Annotated in this window: 26 protein-coding genes; 17 read left to right on the forward strand and 9 right to left on the reverse strand. The window is 37.5% G+C overall.

Going from position 1 to position 23,130, the window contains the following annotated elements; translation table 11 throughout:
• The first annotated feature begins 278 nt into the window (after positions 1–278).
• The 3 genes from BM012_RS05240 to BM012_RS05250 all read left to right on the forward strand — a co-directional run bounded on the left by BM012_RS05240 (position 279) and on the right by BM012_RS05250 (position 2,173).
• Positions 279–821 carry a peroxiredoxin gene (locus BM012_RS05240; protein WP_061803538.1) on the forward strand — a complete coding sequence of 181 codons (543 nt, stop codon included), beginning with the start codon at positions 279–281 and terminating at the stop codon, positions 819–821.
• Between the two features lie 96 nt (positions 822–917).
• The gene (locus tag BM012_RS05245; protein WP_061803539.1) at positions 918–1,373 is read left to right on the forward strand and encodes a TlpA family protein disulfide reductase; all 456 of its coding nucleotides are present in this window, start codon (positions 918–920) and stop codon (positions 1,371–1,373) included.
• A 134-nt stretch (positions 1,374–1,507) separates the two neighbouring features.
• Complete coding sequence (locus tag BM012_RS05250) at positions 1,508–2,173, forward strand: potassium channel family protein (RefSeq protein ID WP_061803540.1); 666 nt, start codon at positions 1,508–1,510, stop codon at positions 2,171–2,173.
• A 32-nt stretch (positions 2,174–2,205) separates the two neighbouring features.
• Here BM012_RS05250 and rnjA read toward each other — a convergent pair whose 3' ends face one another.
• Together rnjA and BM012_RS05260 are read right to left on the reverse strand one after the other, a co-directional pair.
• A complete protein-coding gene (rnjA, locus tag BM012_RS05255; RefSeq protein WP_061803541.1) occupies positions 2,206–3,873 on the reverse strand; it encodes a ribonuclease J1 in 1,668 nt (555 codons plus the stop codon).
• Positions 3,874–3,878: 5 nt separating this feature from the next.
• Entirely contained in the window at positions 3,879–4,088 is a 210-nt protein-coding gene (locus BM012_RS05260) for a DNA-dependent RNA polymerase subunit epsilon (protein ID WP_061803542.1), read from the reverse strand.
• 751 nt (positions 4,089–4,839) lie between these two features.
• Here BM012_RS05260 and BM012_RS05265 point away from each other — a divergent pair.
• A complete protein-coding gene (locus BM012_RS05265) occupies positions 4,840–5,613 on the forward strand; it encodes a Cof-type HAD-IIB family hydrolase (RefSeq protein ID WP_061803543.1) in 774 nt (257 codons plus the stop codon).
• 33 nt (positions 5,614–5,646) lie between these two features.
• On the opposite strand, the gene def is transcribed toward BM012_RS05265, so the two are convergent.
• Both def and BM012_RS26675 read right to left on the reverse strand, forming a co-directional pair.
• Entirely contained in the window at positions 5,647–6,198 is a 552-nt protein-coding gene (def, locus tag BM012_RS05270; RefSeq protein WP_061803544.1) for a peptide deformylase, read from the reverse strand.
• Positions 6,199–6,332: 134 nt separating this feature from the next.
• Positions 6,333–6,473, reverse strand: coding sequence for a YjcZ family sporulation protein (locus BM012_RS26675; RefSeq protein ID WP_061803545.1), 141 nt, complete (start codon positions 6,471–6,473; stop codon positions 6,333–6,335).
• A gap of 720 nt (positions 6,474–7,193) precedes the next feature.
• Here BM012_RS26675 and pdhA point away from each other — a divergent pair.
• The 5 genes from pdhA to BM012_RS05305 all read left to right on the forward strand — a co-directional run bounded on the left by pdhA (position 7,194) and on the right by BM012_RS05305 (position 12,732).
• Positions 7,194–8,309 (forward strand): pyruvate dehydrogenase (acetyl-transferring) E1 component subunit alpha, encoded by a 1,116-nt coding sequence (gene pdhA, locus BM012_RS05280; RefSeq protein ID WP_061803546.1) that lies wholly within the window; start codon positions 7,194–7,196, stop codon positions 8,307–8,309.
• Between the two features lie 3 nt (positions 8,310–8,312).
• The gene (locus BM012_RS05285) at positions 8,313–9,290 is read left to right on the forward strand and encodes an alpha-ketoacid dehydrogenase subunit beta (RefSeq protein ID WP_019392995.1); all 978 of its coding nucleotides are present in this window, start codon (positions 8,313–8,315) and stop codon (positions 9,288–9,290) included.
• A 127-nt stretch (positions 9,291–9,417) separates the two neighbouring features.
• On the forward strand, positions 9,418–10,701 hold the full coding sequence (locus BM012_RS05290) for a dihydrolipoamide acetyltransferase family protein (protein WP_061803831.1): 1,284 nt from the start codon (positions 9,418–9,420) through the stop codon (positions 10,699–10,701).
• Positions 10,702–10,705: 4 nt separating this feature from the next.
• The gene (gene lpdA / locus BM012_RS05295) at positions 10,706–12,115 is read left to right on the forward strand and encodes a dihydrolipoyl dehydrogenase (RefSeq protein WP_061803547.1); all 1,410 of its coding nucleotides are present in this window, start codon (positions 10,706–10,708) and stop codon (positions 12,113–12,115) included.
• Positions 12,116–12,621: 506 nt separating this feature from the next.
• Positions 12,622–12,732, forward strand: coding sequence for a GapA-binding peptide SR1P (locus BM012_RS05305; protein ID WP_074842780.1), 111 nt, complete (start codon positions 12,622–12,624; stop codon positions 12,730–12,732).
• Between the two features lie 49 nt (positions 12,733–12,781).
• Here the strand turns inward: BM012_RS05305 and BM012_RS05310 are convergent, their stop codons facing one another.
• Positions 12,782–14,257: an aminotransferase class I/II-fold pyridoxal phosphate-dependent enzyme gene (locus BM012_RS05310; protein WP_061803549.1), complete on the reverse strand. Its 1,476-nt coding sequence runs from the start codon at positions 14,255–14,257 to the stop codon at positions 12,782–12,784.
• Positions 14,258–14,461: 204 nt separating this feature from the next.
• On the opposite strand from BM012_RS05310, the gene BM012_RS05315 reads away from it, so the two are divergent.
• Positions 14,462–14,734, forward strand: coding sequence for a UPF0223 family protein (locus tag BM012_RS05315; protein WP_019393001.1), 273 nt, complete (start codon positions 14,462–14,464; stop codon positions 14,732–14,734).
• Between the two features lie 29 nt (positions 14,735–14,763).
• Here BM012_RS05315 and BM012_RS05320 read toward each other — a convergent pair whose 3' ends face one another.
• Entirely contained in the window at positions 14,764–15,393 is a 630-nt protein-coding gene (locus BM012_RS05320; RefSeq protein WP_061803550.1) for a YktB family protein, read from the reverse strand.
• Positions 15,394–15,625: 232 nt separating this feature from the next.
• Here BM012_RS05320 and BM012_RS05325 point away from each other — a divergent pair, with 232 nt between their 5' ends.
• From BM012_RS05325 to BM012_RS05335, 3 genes are all read left to right on the forward strand, one after another.
• Entirely contained in the window at positions 15,626–15,823 is a 198-nt protein-coding gene (locus tag BM012_RS05325) for a hypothetical protein (protein ID WP_061803551.1), read from the forward strand.
• Between the two features lie 176 nt (positions 15,824–15,999).
• Positions 16,000–16,800: an inositol monophosphatase family protein gene (locus BM012_RS05330; RefSeq protein WP_061803552.1), complete on the forward strand. Its 801-nt coding sequence runs from the start codon at positions 16,000–16,002 to the stop codon at positions 16,798–16,800.
• 2 nt (positions 16,801–16,802) lie between these two features.
• A complete protein-coding gene (locus BM012_RS05335) occupies positions 16,803–17,261 on the forward strand; it encodes a GNAT family N-acetyltransferase (RefSeq protein WP_064504966.1) in 459 nt (152 codons plus the stop codon).
• Between the two features lie 31 nt (positions 17,262–17,292).
• Here the strand turns inward: BM012_RS05335 and BM012_RS05340 are convergent, their stop codons facing one another.
• On the reverse strand, positions 17,293–17,478 hold the full coding sequence (locus BM012_RS05340) for a YlaF family protein (protein WP_019393006.1): 186 nt from the start codon (positions 17,476–17,478) through the stop codon (positions 17,293–17,295).
• A 171-nt stretch (positions 17,479–17,649) separates the two neighbouring features.
• Between BM012_RS05340 and typA the strand changes: the two genes are divergently transcribed.
• From typA to BM012_RS05355, 3 genes are all read left to right on the forward strand, one after another.
• Positions 17,650–19,485: a translational GTPase TypA gene (typA, locus tag BM012_RS05345; protein WP_061803553.1), complete on the forward strand. Its 1,836-nt coding sequence runs from the start codon at positions 17,650–17,652 to the stop codon at positions 19,483–19,485.
• Positions 19,486–19,533: 48 nt separating this feature from the next.
• Positions 19,534–19,842, forward strand: a complete 309-nt coding sequence (locus BM012_RS05350) for a YlaH-like family protein (protein WP_061803833.1) — start codon at positions 19,534–19,536, stop codon at positions 19,840–19,842.
• A gap of 67 nt (positions 19,843–19,909) precedes the next feature.
• Positions 19,910–20,110 carry a YlaI family protein gene (locus tag BM012_RS05355; RefSeq protein WP_061803554.1) on the forward strand — a complete coding sequence of 67 codons (201 nt, stop codon included), beginning with the start codon at positions 19,910–19,912 and terminating at the stop codon, positions 20,108–20,110.
• 266 nt (positions 20,111–20,376) lie between these two features.
• On the opposite strand, the gene BM012_RS05360 is transcribed toward BM012_RS05355, so the two are convergent.
• Positions 20,377–20,976, reverse strand: a complete 600-nt coding sequence (locus BM012_RS05360; RefSeq protein WP_061803555.1) for a YhcN/YlaJ family sporulation lipoprotein — start codon at positions 20,974–20,976, stop codon at positions 20,377–20,379.
• A 238-nt stretch (positions 20,977–21,214) separates the two neighbouring features.
• On the opposite strand from BM012_RS05360, the gene BM012_RS05365 reads away from it, so the two are divergent.
• Complete coding sequence (locus BM012_RS05365; protein WP_061803556.1) at positions 21,215–22,543, forward strand: PhoH family protein; 1,329 nt, start codon at positions 21,215–21,217, stop codon at positions 22,541–22,543.
• A 39-nt stretch (positions 22,544–22,582) separates the two neighbouring features.
• On the opposite strand, the gene BM012_RS05370 is transcribed toward BM012_RS05365, so the two are convergent.
• Positions 22,583–23,056, reverse strand: a complete 474-nt coding sequence (locus BM012_RS05370; protein ID WP_061803557.1) for a hypothetical protein — start codon at positions 23,054–23,056, stop codon at positions 22,583–22,585.
• Between the last annotated feature and the right edge of the window lie 74 nt (positions 23,057–23,130).

Here is a 23,130-nt window from a genome sequence, read left to right on the forward strand (position 1 = left end):
AGTACGAAAAGAATCAATCATATTATTGGAAAGTTAGGTTAGGGTTGTATTAAAATAGAGAGAGAAAAGTTAAGCTTGTTTCATAAGGATAAGCTCATTAAAATCGTCAGTTATTTAAATTTATTTTAAAATAGTATTAACTATTAACTATTAACTATTAACTATTAACTGTTGACTGGTGACCCTGTCTATTCTATAATTGAACTTGTTGAAAAGAGATATAAATGAGAATAACTTCTATGTATTCTCATTTAACTATATTGTTGGAGGGATTATTAATGGCAGAACGCATGGTAGGTAAACAAGCACCACGTTTCGAAATGGAAGCAGTACTAGCTAATAAAGAATTTGGTAAAGTAAGTCTTGAAGAAAACATGAAAAATGACAAATGGACAGTATTGTTCTTCTACCCAATGGACTTTACTTTCGTTTGTCCAACAGAAATTACGGCTTTATCTGATCGCTACGATGAGTTTGAAGACCTTGATGCGGAAGTGGTAGGGGTTTCTACAGATACAATCCATACACACTTAGCATGGATTAACACAGATCGCAAAGACAACGGTCTTGGAGATCTTAACTATCCATTAGCTGCCGATACAAATCACCAAGTTTCTCGTGACTATGGTGTGTTAATTGAAGAAGAAGGTGTAGCACTTCGCGGTCTATTCATTATCAACCCTGAAGGGGAATTACAATATGCGGTTGTTAACCACAACAACATTGGTCGTGACGTTGATGAAACACTTCGTGTTCTTCAAGCCCTTCAAACTGGTGGTCTTTGCCCAGCAAACTGGAAACCAGGTCAAAAAACTCTTTAATTTATACATGATGACATGGAGGTCTAACAGAGCGTTAGACCTCTTTCTAAACTTAATTTGCAAGTGAACTGCTTGTTAATAGGGAGGAAGTAGACGATGAAATTACGTGCCCCAATGCCTGAACTTGAAGGTGCAACAGCTTGGGTAAATGGACAAGTTTCCAAAGAAGATTTAGTTGGTGAAAAACCAACACTTATTCACTTCTGGTCCATCAGCTGCCATCTGTGCAAAGAAGCAATGCCAAAAGTAAACGAGTTTCGCGATGAATATAAAGATCAGCTTAACGTTGTTGCTGTACATATGCCTCGTTCTGAAGATGATCTTAACCTTGAACAAATTGAAAAAGTAGCCAAAGAACATGAAATTACGCAGCCTATTTTCGTAGACAGCGAGCATAAGCTAACAGATTCGTTTGAAAATCAATATGTGCCAGCATACTATGTTTTCGATAAAACAGGTCAGCTTCGTCATTTCCAAGCAGGTGGAAGCGGCATGAAGATGCTTGAAAAACGCGTAAACCGTGTGCTTGGTGAAACAGAAAAAAGTGAATAATAAAAAAAGTGTCCATATTGGACGCTTTTTTTTTGAAGATTCCTTCTTTGCTTTCTAATCTATTTTCCCTTATAGTAAATAAGCATAGGCTAAATTTATATGAGAAACATCGGTACATAATGGAGGGTGTCAAAATGAAAAAAGAATTTGCCGTTATTGGACTTGGGCGCTTTGGAGGAAGCATTTGTAAAACATTAAGTGACCAAGGAATGGAAGTTCTAGCAATTGACATTGATGAAGACAAAGTAAACGAATATGCCAACATTGCTGCACATGCTGTTATTGGAGATTCTCTAGATGAGAATGTCTTAAAAAGTTTAGGAATTCGTAATTTTGGAAATGTCATTGTGGCAATTGGAGATAACATTCAAGCAAGTATTTTAACAACACTCATTTTAAAGGAGCTTGGTGTAGAGCATATTACGGTAAAAGCACAAAACGAATATCATGAAAAAGTGCTTTCTAAAATTGGCGCAGATCGAATTGTGCATCCTGAGCGAGACATGGGAAGAAGAATTGCCAATAGCCTTATGTCAAACACTGTTCTTGATTACTTAGAGCTATCAGAAGAACATAGTATTGTAGAACTTGTAGCAGGACAGAAGATAGATGGAAACTCTTTAATTGATTTAGACATCCGTGCCAAGTACGGTATTAACATTGTCGCTATCAAGCGCAACCATGACATCATTGTATCTCCTCAAGCATCTGAAACAATTCGTCAAGGTGACATTTTAATTGTTATTGGAGCTGATGTGGATATTAATCGTTTTGAAAATCGTCTTGTTAGTGATTCATAAAAAAGACCCTGGACATCCAGGGTCTTTTTTTATTACACTTCCATAATGATTGGTAAAATCATTGGGCGACGTTTTGTTTTTTCATATAAGAAAGGAGAAAGAGTGTCCGTAATTTCATTTTTAATTTCAGACCATTGTGTTGTACGGCGCTCCATTACTTTGCTAAGGTGTTTTGTAATAAGGGATTGAGCATCATTGATGAGATCCCCAGATTCACGCATATATACAAATCCTCTTGAAATAATATCAGGGCCTGCTGCAATTTTGAATTCTTTCATATTAATGCTTACAACGACAATAACAAGGCCTTCCTCAGATAGGATACGGCGGTCACGTAAAACGATATTTCCAATGTCGCCAACACCATTTCCGTCAATATATACAGAGCCAGATGGTACTTTTCCTGCAACAGATGCTTCGTTTTCACTTAGCGCAAGTACTTCACCATTGTCCATGATAAAGCAGTTTTCAGGTTCTACACCGCAGTCTTGAGCAAGTTTGTTGTGCATGCGTTGCATTCTAAACTCCCCGTGAATTGGCATAAAGAACTTTGGTTTAATTAAGCGAAGCATAAGTTTTTGTTCTTCTTGTCCACCGTGTCCAGATGTATGAATATCGCTGAATGGACCATGAATAACTTCAGCACCTGCTCTGAAAAGCTTGTCGATAATACGACTTACGCTAATCGCATTTCCTGGGATTGGTGAAGAAGAGAAAACAACAGTATCTCCAGGGATAATTTGAATTTGACGGTGAGTACCGCTAGCAATTCTAGAAAGAGCTGCCATTGGTTCTCCTTGGCTTCCTGTACAAAGAATTGTTACTTTGTTTGCAGGTAAGCGATTAATTTGATTTGGTTCAATAAACGTATCTTTAGGGCAGCTAATATAGCCTAGATCTTGACCAATTTGAATTGCTGCTTCCATGCTTCGGCCGAATACTGCAATTTTTCGGTTGTGTTGTACAGCAGCTTCCGTTACTTGCTGAAGACGATGAATATTCGAAGCAAATGTAGCAAATATAATACGTCCGTCAACTTTGCGGAAGATATCGTGAATGCTCTCTCCTACTCGACGTTCAGACATTGTGAAGTTAGGAACTTCACTATTCGTACTGTCAGAAAGTAGGCAAAGAACTCCGTCTTTTCCGATTTCAGCCATCTTAGTTAAGTTTGCTGGTTCACCTACAGGAGTAAAATCAAATTTAAAATCACCTGTGTGAACAATTTGACCGTTCGGTGTTTTAATAACAATTCCATAAGAATCTGGAATACTGTGTGTTGTACGGAAGAACGTTACAGACGTTTTACGGAACTTAATAACGTCATCTTCATGAATTTCATGAAGTTTCGCACGGCGAAGTAAACCATGTTCTTCAAGTTTATTGCGAATAAGACCTAGAGCAAGTTTTCCGCCGTAGATTGGAACATTAAGCTCTCTTAATAAGTATGGAATTCCTCCAATATGGTCTTCATGACCATGAGTGATGAAAACTCCACGGATTTTATCTGCGTTTTTAATTAAGTAGGTATAGTCAGGAATAACATAATCAATTCCTAGTAGTTCATCTTCTGGGAATTTAATTCCAGCATCAACAACGATAATTTCGTCTTGGAATTGAATGCAATAGGTGTTTTTCCCGATTTCACCTAGTCCGCCTAAAGCGAACACTGCTGTTTGATTGTTTTTTACAAATTTCATTTCTATCATAACTCCAATACTTTAAAATCTTCGTTCTGTTGTTCATATTCTAGATGTGCACCTTCAATACGTTGGATAAATTCGATGTTTATATTGTGATCTTTGAGCTTATAGCGTACGTCGCGCTCAGAATCACCTTCTACATAAACAGTTTGTGTTTTCTCACGTACAGGTACTTCATAACGATCTTGCTGGTGATACACTTTAAAAATCATTGTTTCATCTCTCCTTAATTCCGTAATTCAAATCATTTTTTTATTATAATATTATAAAATCCGCTAATATCTAATGTTTTTTCTAACTGAAAATACATTATAGCAGAATGGGAAGCATCTTTATTAGGTATAGCTATAGTATCTATCAAAGAACTTTATAATTATGTATACCCCTATCGCAGGGAACTCAAAAGGCTATTATAGCTCATTTTCTGTTATGAAAAGCTTGATGTATCGCTAGGGCGTTCTAGAAAAAGCAATACTCAAAGCTTCTGTGAATGTATTGATCCGTACTGAAGGGAACGTATACCCTTACTTACATAAAGTTTCTCTGTGTCTATATTTTAGTTGTCTTTTGACGTGAAGTCAATCTATCGTGTAAAGCGTTTTAATAATTATAGTAAAAATGCGACTTCTTCGAAGAAGTCGCAACTGTAAAATAAAAAGATTAGGCAATGGTTTTCTGACGCCACATGTCGTTCCATTGGCGTACAAGGCGTTTTTTCAGTCGCTTTAGCAAGATGATTCAACTCCTTATGACAAAAATGTTTATTTCTATTATATGCAAGGTTGTCCTGTTTCTCGCATGGTTGATATTGGGAATTTATTATTTTAGCAACATTGGAGAACTCAATCTCTTTTGTTTGAGAAAGGGCGTTTTGTTATACTGAAAGAGACATATCTAATGTGGAAGCTAAAAGAAGCATAAGGTAAATCATATATTATACTAAGGGAGCAAGGTGATGCATGAATGAGCAAGAAAATTATTTTCTTTGATATTGACGGAACTTTACTTGATCATGAGAAAAATCTGCCACAGACAACTAAAAGTGCTGTGCAAAGTCTGAAAGATAAAGGATACATAGTTGCTATTGCAACAGGAAGAGCGCCATTTATGTATAAAGAATTAAGAGAAGAGTTAGAGATTGATTCTTATATAAGCTTCAATGGCCAATACATTGTATTAAATGGTGAAGTTTTCTATAAGAATCCTCTTCAGCGTGAAGCGCTAGGTCAACTGACAGACAAAGCTCTTAGTTTAGAACACCCTGTCGTATATATGGATCATGACGATATGAAAGCAAATACTCCTCATCACCAATATATTGAGGATAGTATAAGCACATTAAAATTCTCTCATCCACAGCATGACCCAGACTATTTTTTAACGCGTGAGATTTACCAAGCTCTTTTATTTTGTGAAGTTGGAGAAGAAAAACAGTATGAAGAAGAGTTTGATGCTTTTAAATTTGTACGCTGGCATCCTGTTTCAACAGATATTTTACCAAGCGGCGCTTCAAAAGCGAAAGGGATTGAGCGAGTAATTGAAGCGCTTAAAATTTCCAAAGAAGATGTTTACGCATTTGGTGATGGATTAAATGATATTGAAATGCTTGGATACGTAGAGCACGGAGTAGCAATGGGAAATGCGGAGCCAGAGACAAAAGAAGCAGCGCGATATCAAACAAAAGATGTAAGTGAGGATGGAATTTTACACGGCCTGAAGATGCTTGGACTTCTTTAATGAGAAACAGCGCTGAAACGCAGCGCTGTTTTTTTATTCAATAGGTGTTGATCCATCAGGGGCAGTGAAGGGCTCTTCCTTATTAATATGGTCATAAAACATGACACCATTTAAATGGTCGATTTCATGCTGAAATACGACGGCAGGAAGCCCTTTAAGTCGAAGCTTGATTGTTTCTCCATTAATATTTGTTCCTGTTACAGTCACACGCTTGTAGCGAGGAACATATCCAGGAATCTCTTCATCAACAGAAAGGCAACCCTCTCCACCTGAAAGATAGGTTTGCTCAATAGAATGGCTTACAATCTTTGGATTAAACAATGCGTAGCTGTAAAGCTTATCTTTTTCATCTGTCACATGAACAGCGATCATTCGCTTTGGAACGTTAATTTGTGGCGCTGCTAGTCCAATACCAGGACGAAGCCCGTATTTTTCAGCAGTGTCCTGGTTTTGACTATTAATAACGTACTGCAACAGACTTTGTAACGTTTGCTTATCTTCTTCTGAAGCTGGAAGCTGAACTTCTTCAGCAACTTGTCTTAACGTTGGATGTCCGTCTCGAACGATATCATTCATTGTAATCATCTTTCCACACTCCTTTACTCAAGACACTATTATAACATTGACAATTTAATTATGTAACAACTTCCTTTTAAAGCATACATTCAAAGCATATAAAAATGGAGAATGCCTTTTAGACATCCTCCTTTGTAATTTAATTAACAGAATACAGAAGCTCCAACAATGATTAATAGAATGAATAGAACAACGATTAGAACAAATCCACCGTTTGTTCCACATTCTCCACCATAACTATATCCTTCATAACCACAGCAGTCGTGTCCCCCGTAACCGTACATTTTGTTTCCTCCTTTTAATTCCCTTTACCGACTTTAAAAAATTGGGTTTAAAACCGGATTACTATACATTATGACAAATGCTCTATGGTGTGTAGGTTGCTGCCTATGGAGAAAAAATAAGCTTGCATTTTTAAAAAATATAAGTATTAAAAAATTTTAAAAAGAAAAGACATCTTATAAATAGGGATTTTCCTTTTATATAACACGAAGGAAAAAAAGGAAAAAACAACTACGTGAACAATACACAAGAGCACATTTTGTCGCTATAACCTGAATTTTGCCGAGATTACGTTCCGCTGTATAATGAGCATTGTCTGTTGAATGGACCACTATAATAGTACAGTGAACAATGTTGTATTAGTACAGAAGGGAGTGTTTTTTTAAAGAGGAAGTTGGAAATAAAAAGGGGAGAAAATGTTGATGTAAATAGATTGACGAATTCTTTATAGTTGTTGTAAACTAGTCCTCGGAAAGAAAAAATTGTATTACTATTTCTTCAGTAGGAATTAATACAGTTAAACGTTACAAAAAAATGTTTGTTTTCATTCTGACGCTGTTTTTGTCAAAAGAATAGGGGAAGAATACATAAAGAATGAGAAGCTAGAAAACAAAATGAGTTCAGCTTGCCTTTTTTGGTTACTCTAAGATAGGAACTATTTTAACACTAGTTTTTTACACTAAATTTGCAAACGTTTAAAACGAAAGGAAGAGGTGACGAGAATGGCTGCCAAAACTAAGAAATCAGTTTTAAATTTTGATAAGCAGCGTGAGGCAATTTCAAAGCAATTTGAAACGCTTCAAATTCTAAATGAGAAGGGCGAAGTTGTGAATGAAGCAGCAATGCCTAATTTAACAGATGAACAATTAGTAGAATTAATGCGTCGTATGGTTTATACACGTATTTTAGATCAACGTTCAATTTCTTTAAACCGTCAAGGACGTTTAGGTTTCTATGCTCCAACTGCTGGACAAGAAGCTTCTCAACTTGCATCTGAATTTGCATTAGAAAAACAAGACTGGATTTTACCTGGATATCGTGATGTTCCACAATTAATCTGGCACGGTCTTCCATTATATCAAGCGTTCTTATTCTCTCGCGGTCACTTTAAAGGTAACCAAATGCCTGAGGATCTTAATGCTCTTTCTCCACAAATCATTATCGGTGCTCAATACATCCAAACAGCAGGTGTTGCTCTTGGACTTAAAAAGCGCGGTAAAGAAGCAGTTGCAATCACTTACACTGGTGATGGCGGAGCTTCACAAGGGGATTTCTATGAAGGTATTAACTTTGCAGGTGCGTTCAAAGCTCCAGCAATCTTCGTTGTTCAAAATAACCGTTTCGCAATTTCAACTCCTGTTGAAAAGCAATCTGCAGCAAGCACTGTAGCTCAAAAAGCAGTAGCAGCAGGTATTCCTGGAATTCAAGTAGACGGAATGGATGCTTTAGCAGTATATGCAGCTGTTCGCGAAGCTCGTGAGCGCGCTGTTCGTGGTGAAGGTCCAACATTAATTGAAACACTTTGCTACCGTTATGGTCCACATACAATGGCTGGTGACGATCCAACTCGCTACCGTACAGCTGAGCTTGATTCTGAGTGGGAGCAAAAAGATCCACTAGTTCGTTTCCGTGCGTTCCTAGAAGCTAAAGGCTTATGGAATGAAGAAAAAGAAAACGAAGTAATTGATCAAGCTAAAGAAGACATTAAAGAAGCAATTAAAAAAGCTGATGCTGAACCAAAACAAAAAGTAACAGACTTAATGTCTATCATGTATGATAAAATGCCTTACAATTTAGAGGAACAATATGAAATTTATCAAGAGAAGGAGTCGAAGTAAGACATGGCGCAAATGACAATGATTCAAGCAATCACTGATGCATTACGCACAGAGATGAAAAACGATGAAAACGTCTTAGTATTCGGTGAAGACGTTGGTGTAAACGGTGGGGTTTTCCGTGCGACTGAAGGTCTTCAAAAAGAATTCGGCGAAGATCGTGTATTTGATACACCGCTTGCTGAATCTGGTATCGGCGGTCTTGCGCTTGGCCTTGGTCTAGAAGGATTCCGTCCAGTTCCAGAAATTCAATTCTTCGGTTTCGTATTTGAAGTAATGGATTCAATTTCTGGTCAAATGGCTCGTATGCGCTACCGTTCTGGTGGTCGTTGGACTTCTCCAGTTACAATCCGTTCTCCATTTGGTGGTGGAGTACATACGCCTGAACTTCATGCTGATAACTTAGAAGGATTAGTTGCTCAACAACCTGGTCTTAAAGTTGTTATTCCAGCAACTCCATATGATGCAAAGGGACTTTTAATCGCAGCGATCCGCGATAACGATCCTGTTATTTTCCTTGAGCACATGAAATTGTATCGTTCTTTCCGTGCGGAAGTACCTGAAGAAGAATATACAATTGAAATCGGAAAAGCTGATGTTAAACGTGAAGGAACAGACCTTTCTATCATCACTTACGGTGCAATGGTTCACTCTTCATTAAAAGCAGCTGAAGAACTTGAAAAAGAAGGCTACTCTGTAGAGGTTGTTGACCTTCGTACAGTAAGTCCATTAGATATTGACACAATTATCGCTTCTGTTGAGAAAACAGGTCGTGCACTTGTTGTTCAAGAAGCTCAAAAACAAGCAGGTATTGGTGCTAACGTTGTTGCTGAAATCAATGACCGCGCTATCCTTAGCCTTGAAGCGCCTGTACTACGTGTTGCAGCTCCTGATACGGTATTCCCATTCTCAGAAGCTGAAGGTGTTTGGTTACCAAACAACAACGACATCGTAGAAAAAGCAAAAGAAGTTCTTGAATTTTAATTGCTAATAAAGTAAACAAAGCACAAAATGGCTTTCCTTGACTGCTTCGCGCAGCCAAGGTAGCTGTTGTGCTTATCTATGTACTTTAAATCATAAAACATAATTTATTACAGGAAGGTGAATGCTCGTGTCATTTGAATTTAAACTTCCAGATATCGGTGAAGGTATCCATGAAGGTGAAATCGTTAAGTGGTTCGTAAAGCCAGGAGACAAAATTAGTGAGGATGATGTACTTGCAGAAGTACAAAACGACAAAGCTGTTGTTGAAATCCCATCTCCAGTAGACGGAACAGTTGAAGAGTTAAAAGTTAGTGAAGGTGAAGTTGCGACAGTTGGTCAAGTTATCGTAACATTTGACGCACCTGGCTACGAAGACTTACAATTTAAAGGTAGCGATAGTGAAAGCTCTTCCAAAGAAGAACCAAAAGAAGAGAAAAAAGAAGAAGTACAAGATGCACCAGCAGCTAGTACTGAAGCAATAGATACTGATCGTAACGTTATCGCAATGCCATCTGTACGTAAATATGCTCGTGAAAAAGGCATTGACATCCGTCAAGTAGCTGGTAGCGGTAAAAATGGTCGTATTCTAAAAGAAGATATTGATAGCTTTGTATCTGGTGGAGCACAACCTGCTGCACAAACAGAAGAAAAAGCTCCTGAAGCAGCTTCTGCAGCACCAAGTGCACCAGTAGCAGCTCCAGAAGGTGACTTCCCAGAAACTCGCGAGAAAATGAGCGGCATGCGTCGTGCAATCGCAAAAGCAATGGTGAACTCTAAGCATACGGCTCCACACGTTACACTTATGGACGAAGTAGATGTAACAAAACTTGTGGCTCACCGTAAGAAGTTCAAAGCAGTTGCAGCTGAGCAAGGAACAAAATTAACGTTCTTACCTTACGTTGTTAAAGCTTTAACATCTGCTCTTAAGAAGTTCCCAGCTCTTAACACATCTATTGATGATGCAACAGATGAAGTAGTTCAAAAACATTACTACAACATCGGAATCGCAGCTGACACTGAAAAAGGTCTTGTTGTTCCAGTTGTAAAACACGCTGACCGCAAATCTGTTTTCTCTATCTCAGATGAGATCAACAGCCTAGCAACTAAAGCGCGTGAAGGTAAACTTTCTGGTGCAGAAATGAAAGGTGCTTCTTGCACAATCACAAACATCGGTTCAGCTGGTGGACAATGGTTCACTCCAGTTATCAACCATCCTGAAGTAGCTATTTTAGGTATTGGTCGTATTGCTGAGAAACCAGTCGTAGTGGACGGTGAGATTGTTATCGCTCCAGTATTAGCTCTTTCTCTAAGCTTTGACCACCGTATGATTGATGGTGCTACAGCACAAAATGCATTAAACAACATCAAGCGTTTACTTAACGATCCAGAACTATTATTAATGGAGGCGTAATATCATGGTAGTAGGAGATTTCCCGATTGAAACAGATACTATTGTAGTTGGAGCAGGTCCTGGTGGATACGTTGCAGCAATCCGTGCAGCACAATTAGGACAAAAAGTAACAATTATCGAAAAAGCTAATCTTGGTGGAGTATGCTTAAACGTTGGTTGTATTCCTTCAAAAGCTCTTATCACAGCAGGTCACCGTATCGAGCATGCGAAGCATTCTGAAGATATGGGAATCACAGTTGACAACGTAAAAGTTGACTTCACAAAAGTTCAAGAGTGGAAAGCTGGCGTTGTTAACAAACTAACTGGCGGTGTTGAAGGTCTTCTTAAAGGAAATAAAGTGGATATCGTAAAAGGTGAAGCTTATTTCGTAGATCAAAACACACTTCGAGTTATGGACGAAAACTCTGCGCAAACATATACATTCAAAAATGTAATCATTGCAACAGGTTCTCGCCCAGTTGAAATTCCAGGATTCAAATTCTCTGAGCGCGTAATTAACTCAACAGGAGCTCTTGCTCTTAAAGAAATTCCTAAAAAGCTTGTTGTAATCGGTGGAGGTTACATCGGTACTGAGCTTGGAACTGCTTACGCTAACTTTGGCACAGAAGTAACAATTGTTGAAGCTGCTGACGATATTTTAGCTGGTTTCGAAAAACAAATGACTTCAATCGTTAAACGTGAACTTAAGAAAAAAGGAAACGTTACAGTTCATACAAAAGCTATGGCTAAAGGCGTTGAAGAAACTAAAGACGGCGTAAAAGTAACGTTTGAAGTAGGCGGAAAAGCAGAAACTGTTGAAGCAGACTATGTTCTTGTAACAGTTGGTCGTCGTCCAAATACTGACGAGCTTGGTCTTGAGCAACTTGGTATTGAAATGACTGATCGCGGTCTTATCAAAATTGACAAACAATGTCGTACAAACGTAAGCAACGTGTACGCAATTGGTGATATTGTTGAAGGACCACCATTAGCACACAAAGCTTCTTATGAAGCAAAAATTGCTGCTGAAGCAATTAGCGGTGAACCTTCTGAGATTGATTATCTTGGAATTCCAGCTGTATGCTTCACAGATCCAGAACTTGCATCTGTTGGTTACACAGAAGCAAAAGCAAAAGAAGACGGCATCGAAATCAAAGCAGCGAAATTCCCATTCGCAGCAAATGGACGTGCTCTTTCTCTTAACAGCACAGACGGCTTTTTAAAACTAATCACTCGTAAAGAAGACGGTGTAATTATCGGTGCTCAAATCGCAGGTAGTGGCGCTTCTGATATTATCTCAGAACTTAGCCTTGCAATTGAGTCTGGTATGACAGCTGAAGATGTTGCTTTAACAATTCACGCTCACCCAACTCTTGGAGAGATTACAATGGAAGCAGCTGAAGTTGCTCTTGGTACTCCAATTCATATGCTATAAGATAGATGAAGAAAAATCCCTTAGTCGAATGACTAAGGGATTTTTTTGTATACAATAAGAAAGCTTGCATATATATAGGACAAGGGTTTGTTGGTGAGAGAGGAGGAGAAGGTTAGGGTGCTGTATCATATTTACATCTTACAATTTTTTATATGGTGTACATTTACATTTGTTGAGCATCTTTCTCACCGAGACCATCTTGGAGCCAAAGCGCTACTCTTCATTGTTTTTGTATATTTAGGATACCTCATTGCTGAAATATATTTAAAACATAAAAAAAACGCTTTCTTTCTCACTGCAGTTTCTATGATCACTTTTTTTAGTGTGCAAACTTTAGTGTTTTCTTTTTTCTAGGCTGATGTTATGAAAAGAAAAAGGTTTATAAAATTTATTAATGTGTTATACAAATAAGCGTTGACATTTTAAATGTGACATAATATTATAGAAAACAAGAAGATAAAACGTTTTCAAAAATAACCTCAAAAGGCAAAAAGGAGCGCTATAAGATGGGAACAATTATTTGTCAAACATGCAGTGACACAATCGAGTATTTTGATGATGAGAAAGTATCAACGCTTTACGGAACGTGCCCATATTGTGAGGAAAAAGATAAATAGAATAATAGAATAATAAAATAAAAAAGCTCTGCATTTGCAGAGCTTTTTTTTATTTTATGGCTTTATGTTCTTTAATGACTCGAAGTGTCTTTAATGTGTGATCTTCAGGTCCTTGAACAGGAAGACCTTCTTCAAGATTTTTCTTAATATATTGGAGGTTTTCTTCCATAATAATTTCTCCAGGAATAAAGACAGGAATCCCTGGTGGATAAATCATGATAAATTCAGCTGTAATACGTCCTGCTGATTCTTCAAAAGGAACAACCTCTGTTTCTGCATAAAAAGCATCTCGAGGTGTTAGAGAGAGTACAGGGATGTCTGGTAAGAGCACAGAGATATCCTCAGAGCTTTGGACGTTGTCCTTACACTCTTTAACAAGTTCTGTTAGTGCTTCTATAAGCGTGTTAATATTTTCTATTGTATCTCCTGGTGTAATAATACAAAGCAAGTTGTAAAGATCAGAAAGTTCTACTTCAATATTGAAGCGCTCACGCAACCATTTTTCTGCATCATAGCCTGAAATGCCAAGCTCTTTAATTGAAATGATAAGCTTTGTCGGATCCATATCATACGTTGCTTTCGTGCCAAGAATTTCACGTCCAATACAACGGATATATCCAATTTCATTAATTCTTTTACGTGCTGTCTCAGCAAGGTCAATAGCATACTCTGCAAGCTCTTTTCCTTCTGTTGCAAGTCTTTTACGAGCAACATCTAGTGAAGCAAGCAAAATATAAGATGTTGATGTTGTTGTTAACATGCTTAAGATGGACTGAACACGCTTTGGTGAAACAAGTCCTTCTTTCATATTAAGAATAGAGCTTCCTGTCAAAGATCCACCTAACTTGTGCACACTTGTAGCAGCCATATCTGCTCCTGCTTGCATAGCTGATAGTGGAAGATCATCATGAAAATGAATGTGAACTCCATGAGCTTCATCAACAAGAACAGGAATTGAGAATGAATGAGCAAGTTCAACAATTCGCTTTAGATCTGCTGCAATTCCAAAATATGTTGGATTAATAACAAGAACAGCTTTTGCATCTGGATGTTGATAAAGTGCTTTTTCTACTGCATCTGTTGTAATGCCATGTGAAATTCCTAAATCAGGATCAATTTCAGGATGAATAAAAATAGGGGTAGCTCCTGAAAATATGATAGCACTCATAACAGATTTATGAACGTTACGTGGAACTAAAATTTTGTCTCCAGGTCCACAAACAGACATTACCATCGCTATAATGGCTCCGCTTGTACCTTGCACAGAGAAAAATGTATGATCAGCTCCAAAAGCGCGAGCAGCAAGTGCTTGAGCTTCTCGAATCATTCCGCCTGGCTGATGGAGATCATCAAGCGGTGCAATATTAATCAAATCTATAGAAAGGGCATTTTCCCCAATAAACGAGCGAAATTCTTCATCCATTCCACGGCCTTTTTTATGACCTGGAATATGAAATTGAATCGGGTCTTTTTTAGCGTGCTCGATAAGACCTGTAAAAAGGGGTGTTTCAAACTGCGAAGACAATATACTAATCCCACCTTAATTATCAAACTTAAAAAACAAATGAATTATAGCACTTATAGAATGGTTTGCAAAGCTCTTTTTCATAGCTTTTCCGTTTTGAAAGGAAAAATAAAAAGAAGTTCTAAAAAATGAAAAGAAGTTGCGTTTATTCTATATTGTGAGGCACAATGTTAAAAGAGAAGTAAATGATAGGAGATGAAAGGTATGGAATATCAATATCCAATTTCAATTGATTGGAGTACAGATGAAATTGTTGATGTTGTTCGCTTTTTTGAAGCAATTGAAAAAGCATATGAAAAAGGAATTTCACGCGAACAGCTTATGAGCACATATAGACGCTTTAAAGAAATTGTCCCAAGCAAATCAGAGGAAAAGCAAATTTGCAATGAATTCGAAGAACAAAGTCATTACTCACCGTATCGAACGGTCAAAAAAGCAAAAGACGCACCAGAAGAAACTTTTATTCGTATGAGATAAAAAAAGAAGAGCAACTTGCTCTTCTTTTTTTAGATTGTAGCTCCTAATTTATATAGAGGAAGTAGCGTTGTAAAGGCATCTTTAAACGTTTGGTCCCATTCATCTTTTGACATCTCTATAGCCTCTTTTTGCGGAATACGTAAACCACAGAGGATTTCTGCTTTTTTTACCTTTTCTAAGCGGTCAAAGAGAGCTGTTAAGTCTTCTCTTGATAAATCCTCCATTGAAATAGTATCAGGCTTTGTATGGTCTTTTGACCAAACAAAATAAGATGGGATGCTATTTTCGATTTCCTCAATATGTGTTTTTAGAACTTTTCCATACTCTGTTTTAATATCTGCTTCATAAATAACAGCAAACCAAATAAAGACGTGAGACTCAAAAAGTCCGATTTGGAAATGTGGATGTCTTTTATACCCGCGCTTATTTGCTGCAAAAGCAACCCACGTATCTTTCGGTGGATGGACAGAGCGTCTGGCGTGTTTTGCAACGTGTGCAAACATTTCTTCCTGACATAGAGAAGATAGAAATGGAGCATATATTTCGCCTAAGCTTTCTAGCTTTGGACGTACTTGTTTTTTTAATTCGCCCATACGCTCATCAAGACCATCCACTGTAAAAACATTAAAGTCTTCTTTTGTAAATCTCTCGAATTTCATGGTGCACCTCCAGATGAATGTTTTTTTTAGAATAGGTAAGGGTAACTAATAAGTAATCATATCACAACTTAGATAGAACAATAGAGGTTAAAACCTCTAAAGCCTATTTTTAAAACTTTCTTACAAATGTAGTTACAAGATATAAATGTTCTACATACGATATAAAAATAATATATTCTGAATATTAAAACTTTTCGCCAAGCTTGTTATGTTAAGAGAGGGGGCTTCAACAATGAAGCAAGTAGTAAATATTCACAAAAGAACTGAATATACCAACCGTTTAGCAGTGTTGAGGATGGAACTTGATTATGAGCTTGCCACTTTGTACGAAGCAATGATCGAAGAAAATGAGGAACAAAAACTAAAAAGTAAACAAAAATTAGAAAAACTTCGCCAAGAGCTATTGAAGTACAGCGAAAAAAAACAATAGTATGAGCGTTATAAAAAAATAAAACTTGTTTAGACTATACAGGTCTGTATAGTCTCTTGTTATGAAGGTTTTAGAATAACAACTATAAAAAAGGATGAAACTTGATTTGTGGCGCTGATTTTCATAAGCTACTTTTATAACTTAATTTTAGTTTGACTTTTAAGGGGGTTTGCGAAATGGAAGATTTTTGGGAAAATATTTATACATATGCTACATCATGGGTAAAAGAAGCGGGAGAAATGATCAAAGATTCTTTTAGTAAAGAGCTTCTTATTGAAACAAAATCAAATCCAAATGACCTTGTTACAAATATGGACAAAGATGTTGAAACTTTTTTATACGAAAAAATTCAAGAAACGTTTCCAACGCACCGTATTGTAGGAGAAGAGGGACATGGAACAGATGTTACATCGGCAGAAGGGGTCTTATGGGTTATTGATCCTATCGACGGTACAATGAATTTCGTCCATCAGCAGCGTAATTTTGCTATTTCCATTGGTATATTTGAAAATGGCGTAGGAAAAATTGGATTGATTTATGATGTTATGCATGATGAGCTTTATCATACAATTCGTGGAAACGGGGCATATATGAATGATATCAAGCTTCCGATGCTTACTGAATCACCTGTAAAAGAAGCTATCCTTTCCCTAAACGCTACATGGGTAACAGATAATCACCGCATTGATCCAGCAGTTCTTTCTCCTCTTGTAAAAGATGTTAGAGGAACGAGATCATATGGTTCTGCTGCTCTAGAACTTGCTTACATTGCCGCTGGACGTCTTGATGGTTATATAACGATGAGACTTGCTCCGTGGGATTTTGCCGGTGGTCTTGTATTGATCGAAGAAGTAGGAGGAGTAGTTACTAATGTTTACGGAGAAGAACTTAATATTTTAGAAAAAAATAGTGTTTTTGCTGGTGAAAAAGCATTTCATAAAGAAGTCCTTCAAACGTACATTAATAAAAAGAGATAACTATGGAAAAACTGTCGTTTCGTTCATACACAGATGAAGACTTCCCATTTTTTCAGCAGTTAGTTTTGGCAAGCAAAGAATGGGAAAGTGAAGAATGCTCTGCAGAGAATCTTCCTGCTTACTTAAAAAAATATGAAATGCTTCAAGGCCATTGGACGATATATGAACAAGCTGGAGAAAAGGTAGGGCTCTCTTATAGTTTGCCTTGGGCTCCATCAAATGAAAAACCTTGGCTTGGCACACTACTTGTCAAAAAATCACGAAGAGGACAAGGAATTGGAAAGGAAATTATTACACAAATTGCCGAGCATTTTCAGGGAAATCATAAAGCTTTTTTTTGTGCTTGTCCTGTTGAAAAAACAGGCTGGCTACAATTTCTGGCTTCGTGTGGCTTTGAGCAATTTAAAGTAGAAAAAAATGAGGAAGAAAAAGAATACGTTATTTTAGTTTATCCTCTTTAAAAAAAGCTATAAAAAGGACAAAATGTCCTTTTTATAGCTTTCCAGCTTCACGAAGCTTCTTTTTTGTTGTAAAACCAAGTCCAATAATAACAATAAGTGCAACAATACAACCAATTACTCCAACAATGCTACCTTCTCCGAGAAAAACCCCAATTAACATAATTGATAGCGTTCCCAAGATCGCATATAAAAGTAAACCCCATTTAATTGACTTCACCATAAACCCTCCCAAATGTCTTTCATATTGTGAAGAATATCTTAAGTGTACCGAAAAACCGAAAGCATTTCTAGTTTCTTTATGTTATAATATCCTAGGCATTAGCTTGATATGTGTGAAATTTGGATAAGCTAGTGAAGTATTTACACAAAAGTATGGGAGTTGAAGGGCTTGAACATTCGTCAAGACTTACGAAATATTGCAATTATTGCCCACGTAGACCATGGGAAAACAACACTTGTAGATCAGCTGTTACATCAATCTGGAACGTTTCGTGCTAACGAGCAAGTTCACGAACGTGCAATGGATTCAAATGATCTAGAACGTGAGCGAGGAATTACAATCCTAGCAAAAAATACGGGCATTCATTATAAAGATAAACGTATTAATATTTTAGATACACCAGGACATGCTGACTTCGGTGGAGAAGTAGAACGTATCATGAAAATGGTAGATGGCGTTCTTCTGGTTGTCGATGCTTATGAAGGGTGTATGCCTCAAACGCGTTTTGTACTTAAAAAAGCGCTAGAGCAAAATTTAACGCCAATTGTTGTTGTAAACAAAATTGACCGTGACTTTGCTCGTCCAGCAGAAGTTGTGGACGAAGTAATCGATCTTTTAATCGAGCTTGATGCAACTGAAGAACAGCTTGAGTTTCCTGTTGTTTATGCATCAGCAATTAACGGAACAGCAAGCCGTAATCCTGAAAAGCAGGATGAGAACATGGAAAGCTTATTTGATGCTATCATTGAGCACATTCCAGCACCTGTTGATAACAGTGAAGAACCGCTACAATTCCAAATTGCGATGCTTGACTACAACGACTATGTAGGCCGTATTGGAGTTGGACGCGTTTTCCGCGGAACAATGAAAGTTGGTCAACAAGTTGCACTTATGAAAGTTGACGGTTCTGTTAAACAGTTCCGTGTAACAAAAATGTTTGGTTTTATCGGATTAAAACGCGTTGAGATTGAAGAAGCAAAAGCAGGAGATTTAATCGCTGTATCTGGAATGGAAGACATCAACGTTGGGGAAACAGTTTGTCCTGTAGATCATCAGGAAGCACTTCCTGTTCTTCGTATTGATGAGCCAACTCTACAAATGACGTTCCTTGTGAACAACAGTCCTTTTGCTGGAAGAGAAGGTAAATTCGTAACAGCGCGTAAAATTGAAGAGCGCTTGATGTCAGAGCTTGAAACAGACGTAAGTTTACGCGTTGATCCTACTGATTCTCCTGACGCTTGGGTGATTTCGGGACGCGGAGAGCTTCATCTTTCAATCTTAATTGAAAACATGCGTCGTCAAGGTTACGAGCTTCAGGTGTCAAAACCAGAAGTTATCATCAAAGATATTGATGGTGTTCGTTCTGAGCCGGTTGAGCGCGTACAAATCGATGTACCAGAAGAGTACACAGGTTCAATCATGGAATCAATGGGAGCTCGTAAAGGTGAAATGTTAGATATGACAAACAACGGCAATGGCCAAGTTCGTCTAATCTTTATGGTACCTTCTCGTGGTCTTATCGGTTACACAACGGAATTTTTATCACTAACTCGCGGATACGGCATCATTAACCATAGCTTTGATAGCTATCAACCAATGCAAGCTGGCCAAGTTGGTGGACGTCGCCAAGGTGTGTTAGTATCAATGGAAACAGGTAAGGCTTCTTCATACGGAATTATGCAAGTTGAAGAACGTGGCGTAATTTTTGTTGAGCCAAATACAGAAGTTTATGAAGGTATGATTGTTGGAGAACATTCTCGTGAAAACGATCTTGTTGTTAATATTTCAAAAACGAAGCATGCAACAAACGTTCGTTCTGCAACAAAAGACCAAACAGTAACAATGAAAAAACCTCGTATTATGTCTCTTGAAGAATCATTAGAATATCTAAACGAAGACGAATATTGTGAAATTACACCAGAATCTATTCGTCTACGTAAGAAAATTCTAGATAAAAATGAGCGCGAAAAAGCAGCTAAAAAGAAAAAGCTTGCAAATAAATAATGATAATTGTGGCCTTAAAAGTTAATATCTAAAGGAGCGTGATTGATGATGGGTGTAAGTGAACGCCTTCAGTTTTTTGCGAAGCTTTTTAAAGTGGACGAAAACCCCGAAGCGGGCATGTGGTTATTGTACTTTACCATTCTTTTGCTAGCCGTTGTTGTATACAATTTAGGTTTTGCGCGAAAGCTGCCTATCATCAAGAACGTAATCATTTATGCATTATTAGCTTTTGGCTGCACAATTCTTACGTTTTTCGGAGCCTTTTTACCTGTAGCAGAGGGCTTGCTCATTGCGGTTCTTGTGCTTGGGGCCTACAAAGTGCGCTTGCATCAAGCAAAGAAAAACGAACAAATGTAAAAAAGCGGGATAGCGTTGTTGGACGTTATCCTGTTTTTATAAGCAAAAACGTTGTTGAGGTGGAGAAATGAGAGTTCAATGCGTAATTTGTGATGTAATTGAAACAATTGATAACGAATTACCGTTAGCCAAAAAAATTAGAAATCGTCCTATTCATACATATATGTGTCAAACGTGTCATGACCGTATTACAAAGCGTACAGAAGAGCGAAAAGCAACGGGGAACTTTAAGCTTTATGAATCGAAAAAGGACGAAGATGAATGGTAAAAGTTTCAGATGTAAATGTAGTGTAAAAAAAGGGTGAATAAGTAAGGGAATTTTCTGAATTCTATTTTCATTTCTTCTAAAACACGTTATGATAAACATAATCTTTACTGATTGTTGTAAAGAGGTTGTAAGGCAACTATCAATCCTGTCAATGGAAGAGGTGCTAGAAATGTCAAACAGAAACGTAGCATGTACATTTACGATGAAATTTATAAAAGTAGATAAAAACGCTTAGTCTTTGCATGGAAAAAGACTAAGCGTTTTTATTATTCTTTATCTTGAAGTTCATTATTAGACTGATCGTTCTGTTCTTTTTGTAGTTCTTGCTGATTTTGTTCATTTAAACGATCATTATTTGTATTTGTTTCATTTGGATGTTTTTGTCGTATTTCATTAGCCATTTCAGGTACAAAGCGATCTACAATTGCTGCGAGCTCGTCGAGAACGCCTGTTACAGGACGTCCGTTTCTAATTTCTTGTGCCATCCCTTGTAAACGAGAGAACGTATCAGGATCAGCAATAACAACAGCGTTCGCACCATTTGGGTCATGTTTAAGGCTTTCAGCAACAGCATACTTGATAGAGCTTACTTCTGAACGATCAAGATCACCTCCAACATCGATGCCAACAATAGCGTATTTTCCAACAACAACGGCTGTTGCACGTTCAACTTTTGGGACGTCTGTTGCAAGGTTTATCAGCCGTTGGGAGATAGCGTTATTTGATTGTTGTTCTTCAGGTTGGGGAGTTGTATTTTTTACTCGTACTAAATTATCATTGTTTCTTTCATCGTTTGCTGCACTGTTATTTTGACAGCCTGTTAGAAATACTACAAGTAGTACAAGCCACATAAAGTATTTTTGCATACAGCAATCTCTCCTTTTATAGTGCGTAATATGGCGATGAGACCTTTTTAAAACTTCTTTGAACATATAGCTAGCATAGGAACAATGGCTTTTCTAAATTATTGTCTGTTCATTCTTCTATCTTTATGCATGGCTACATATAGTAAAAGAAGTAGAGGATTATTGTCACATTACATAGAAAGGTGAGAGTATCGGGTGCTTATTCTTCAAAGAAGACAAATGGAGGGGGCAAAAACCTTTGAAAAAGATTTATGTGTTAGATACGAACGTACTATTACAAGATCCACACTCTATTTTCTCTTTTAAAGATAATGAAGTCGTTATTCCAGCTGTTGTACTGGAAGAAGTCGATTCTAAAAAGAGATATATGGATGAAGTAGGGAGAAATGCCAGACAAGTATCTAAACTTATCGATGGTTTTCGTCAGCATGGCCGACTTCATGAGAAAATCCCGCTAGAAAATGGGGGTTCACTGCGGATTGAGCTTAATCATCGGTCATTTCATCAACTTCAAGAAGTATTTGTAGAGAAAACAAACGATAATCGCATTCTTGCAGTTGCAAAAAATCTTTCTCTTGAGGAAGAAACAAAAGAAGAAGGAAGACAGGTTATCCTTGTTAGTAAAGATACGCTTGTACGTGTCAAAGCAGATGCGATTGGTCTTTTAGCAGAGGACTTTTTAAGCGACCGAGTTGTCGAAGTAAACCACCTTTACTCGGGTTTTCTTGATCTTTACATTCCAAAAGACGAGCTTAATCGTTTTTATGAACAAGGTGAGCTTAGCTTATCACAGTGGGCAAATCATCCGTTCTATCCACATCAATTTGTTGTGATGAAAGACGCATTTGGAGGCTCTGGTTCTGCTGTTGGGATTGTTGATTCAACAGGAGAGAAAGTGAAAAAGTTATTGTTTGATTATGAGCATATTTGGGGAGTGAAACCGAGAAACGTTCAGCAGACAATGGCACTTGAACTTTTGCTACGAGATGATATACCACTTATTACTCTTATCGGCAAAGCAGGAACAGGTAAAACACTTTTAGCATTGGCATCAGGCCTTATGCAAACAGAAGATTTGGGGTATTATAAGAAATTGCTTGTTGCTAGACCAATTGTTCCAGTAGGGAAAGATTTAGGGTTTCTACCAGGAGAAAAACAGGAAAAGCTCAGACCATGGATGCAGCCTATTTATGATAACTTAGAATATCTATTCAATACGAAAAAACCTGGAGAGCTTGACGCTATTTTAGCAGGAATGGGTTCTATCGAAGTAGAAGCTTTAACATATATAAGAGGAAGAAGTATTCCAGATCAGTTCATCATTATTGATGAAGCCCAAAACTTATCTAAACATGAAGTGAAAACGATTTTAACTCGTGTTGGAGAAGGAAGTAAAATTGTTCTTATGGGAGATCCTGCCCAAATTGATCATCCATATTTAGATGAATACAACAATGGGTTAACATATGTACTAGAAAGATTTAAAGAACAAAAAGTAGCAGGTCACGTACAGCTTGTGAAAGGGGAGCGTTCTGAACTCGCGCAGCTAGCTGCTGATCTTTTGTAAAATAAAACCGTTTCCTCATGTAGAGGAAACGGAGCTTAATTAACGAACTTGAAATTCTGTAACATGTGTTGCTTCTGTTGTGCCATCGCTTTTTAGAAGATGAACAGGGCCATCATCTTTAAGGGGTTTGCCATCTTTTGAAAAGGCTAACAAATAGCTATAGGCTTCTGTAAGGGGTACAATGACTTCGCCCTTTTGAGTTATAACGGCAAGCTCACAAGCCTCGCTGAGCGGCTCAGCATTTTTTAAAAAATGAGAAAGATGAATAGCAAATGATCCTGTTAAAATACGTTCACGTTCGTATTTACGTTCAGATTTCAAAGTAGGAGGAGAAACGTTTCCTTCACTAATTTCACGAGACCACTGTCTTGCTGTTAATTCTTTTGAATCGCTTTCATCATTTTGATTTTTAAGCGTTTGTCTTTCAACTTTGCGATCATCAAAAATCCAGACGCTCGGATCTAATGTAATTGGATAAGATACTTTTCCTTTTAAGATGATAATATCATTCACTATGAAAAACTCCCTTTGTTTACAATAATTAATCTCCGCTCTTTTAGTATAAAGAACAAGAACAAAGCTGTCAT

This window comes from Priestia endophytica DSM 13796, assembly GCF_900115845.1.
GTDB classification, from domain to species: domain Bacteria; phylum Bacillota; class Bacilli; order Bacillales; family Bacillaceae_H; genus Bacillus_I; species Bacillus_I endophytica.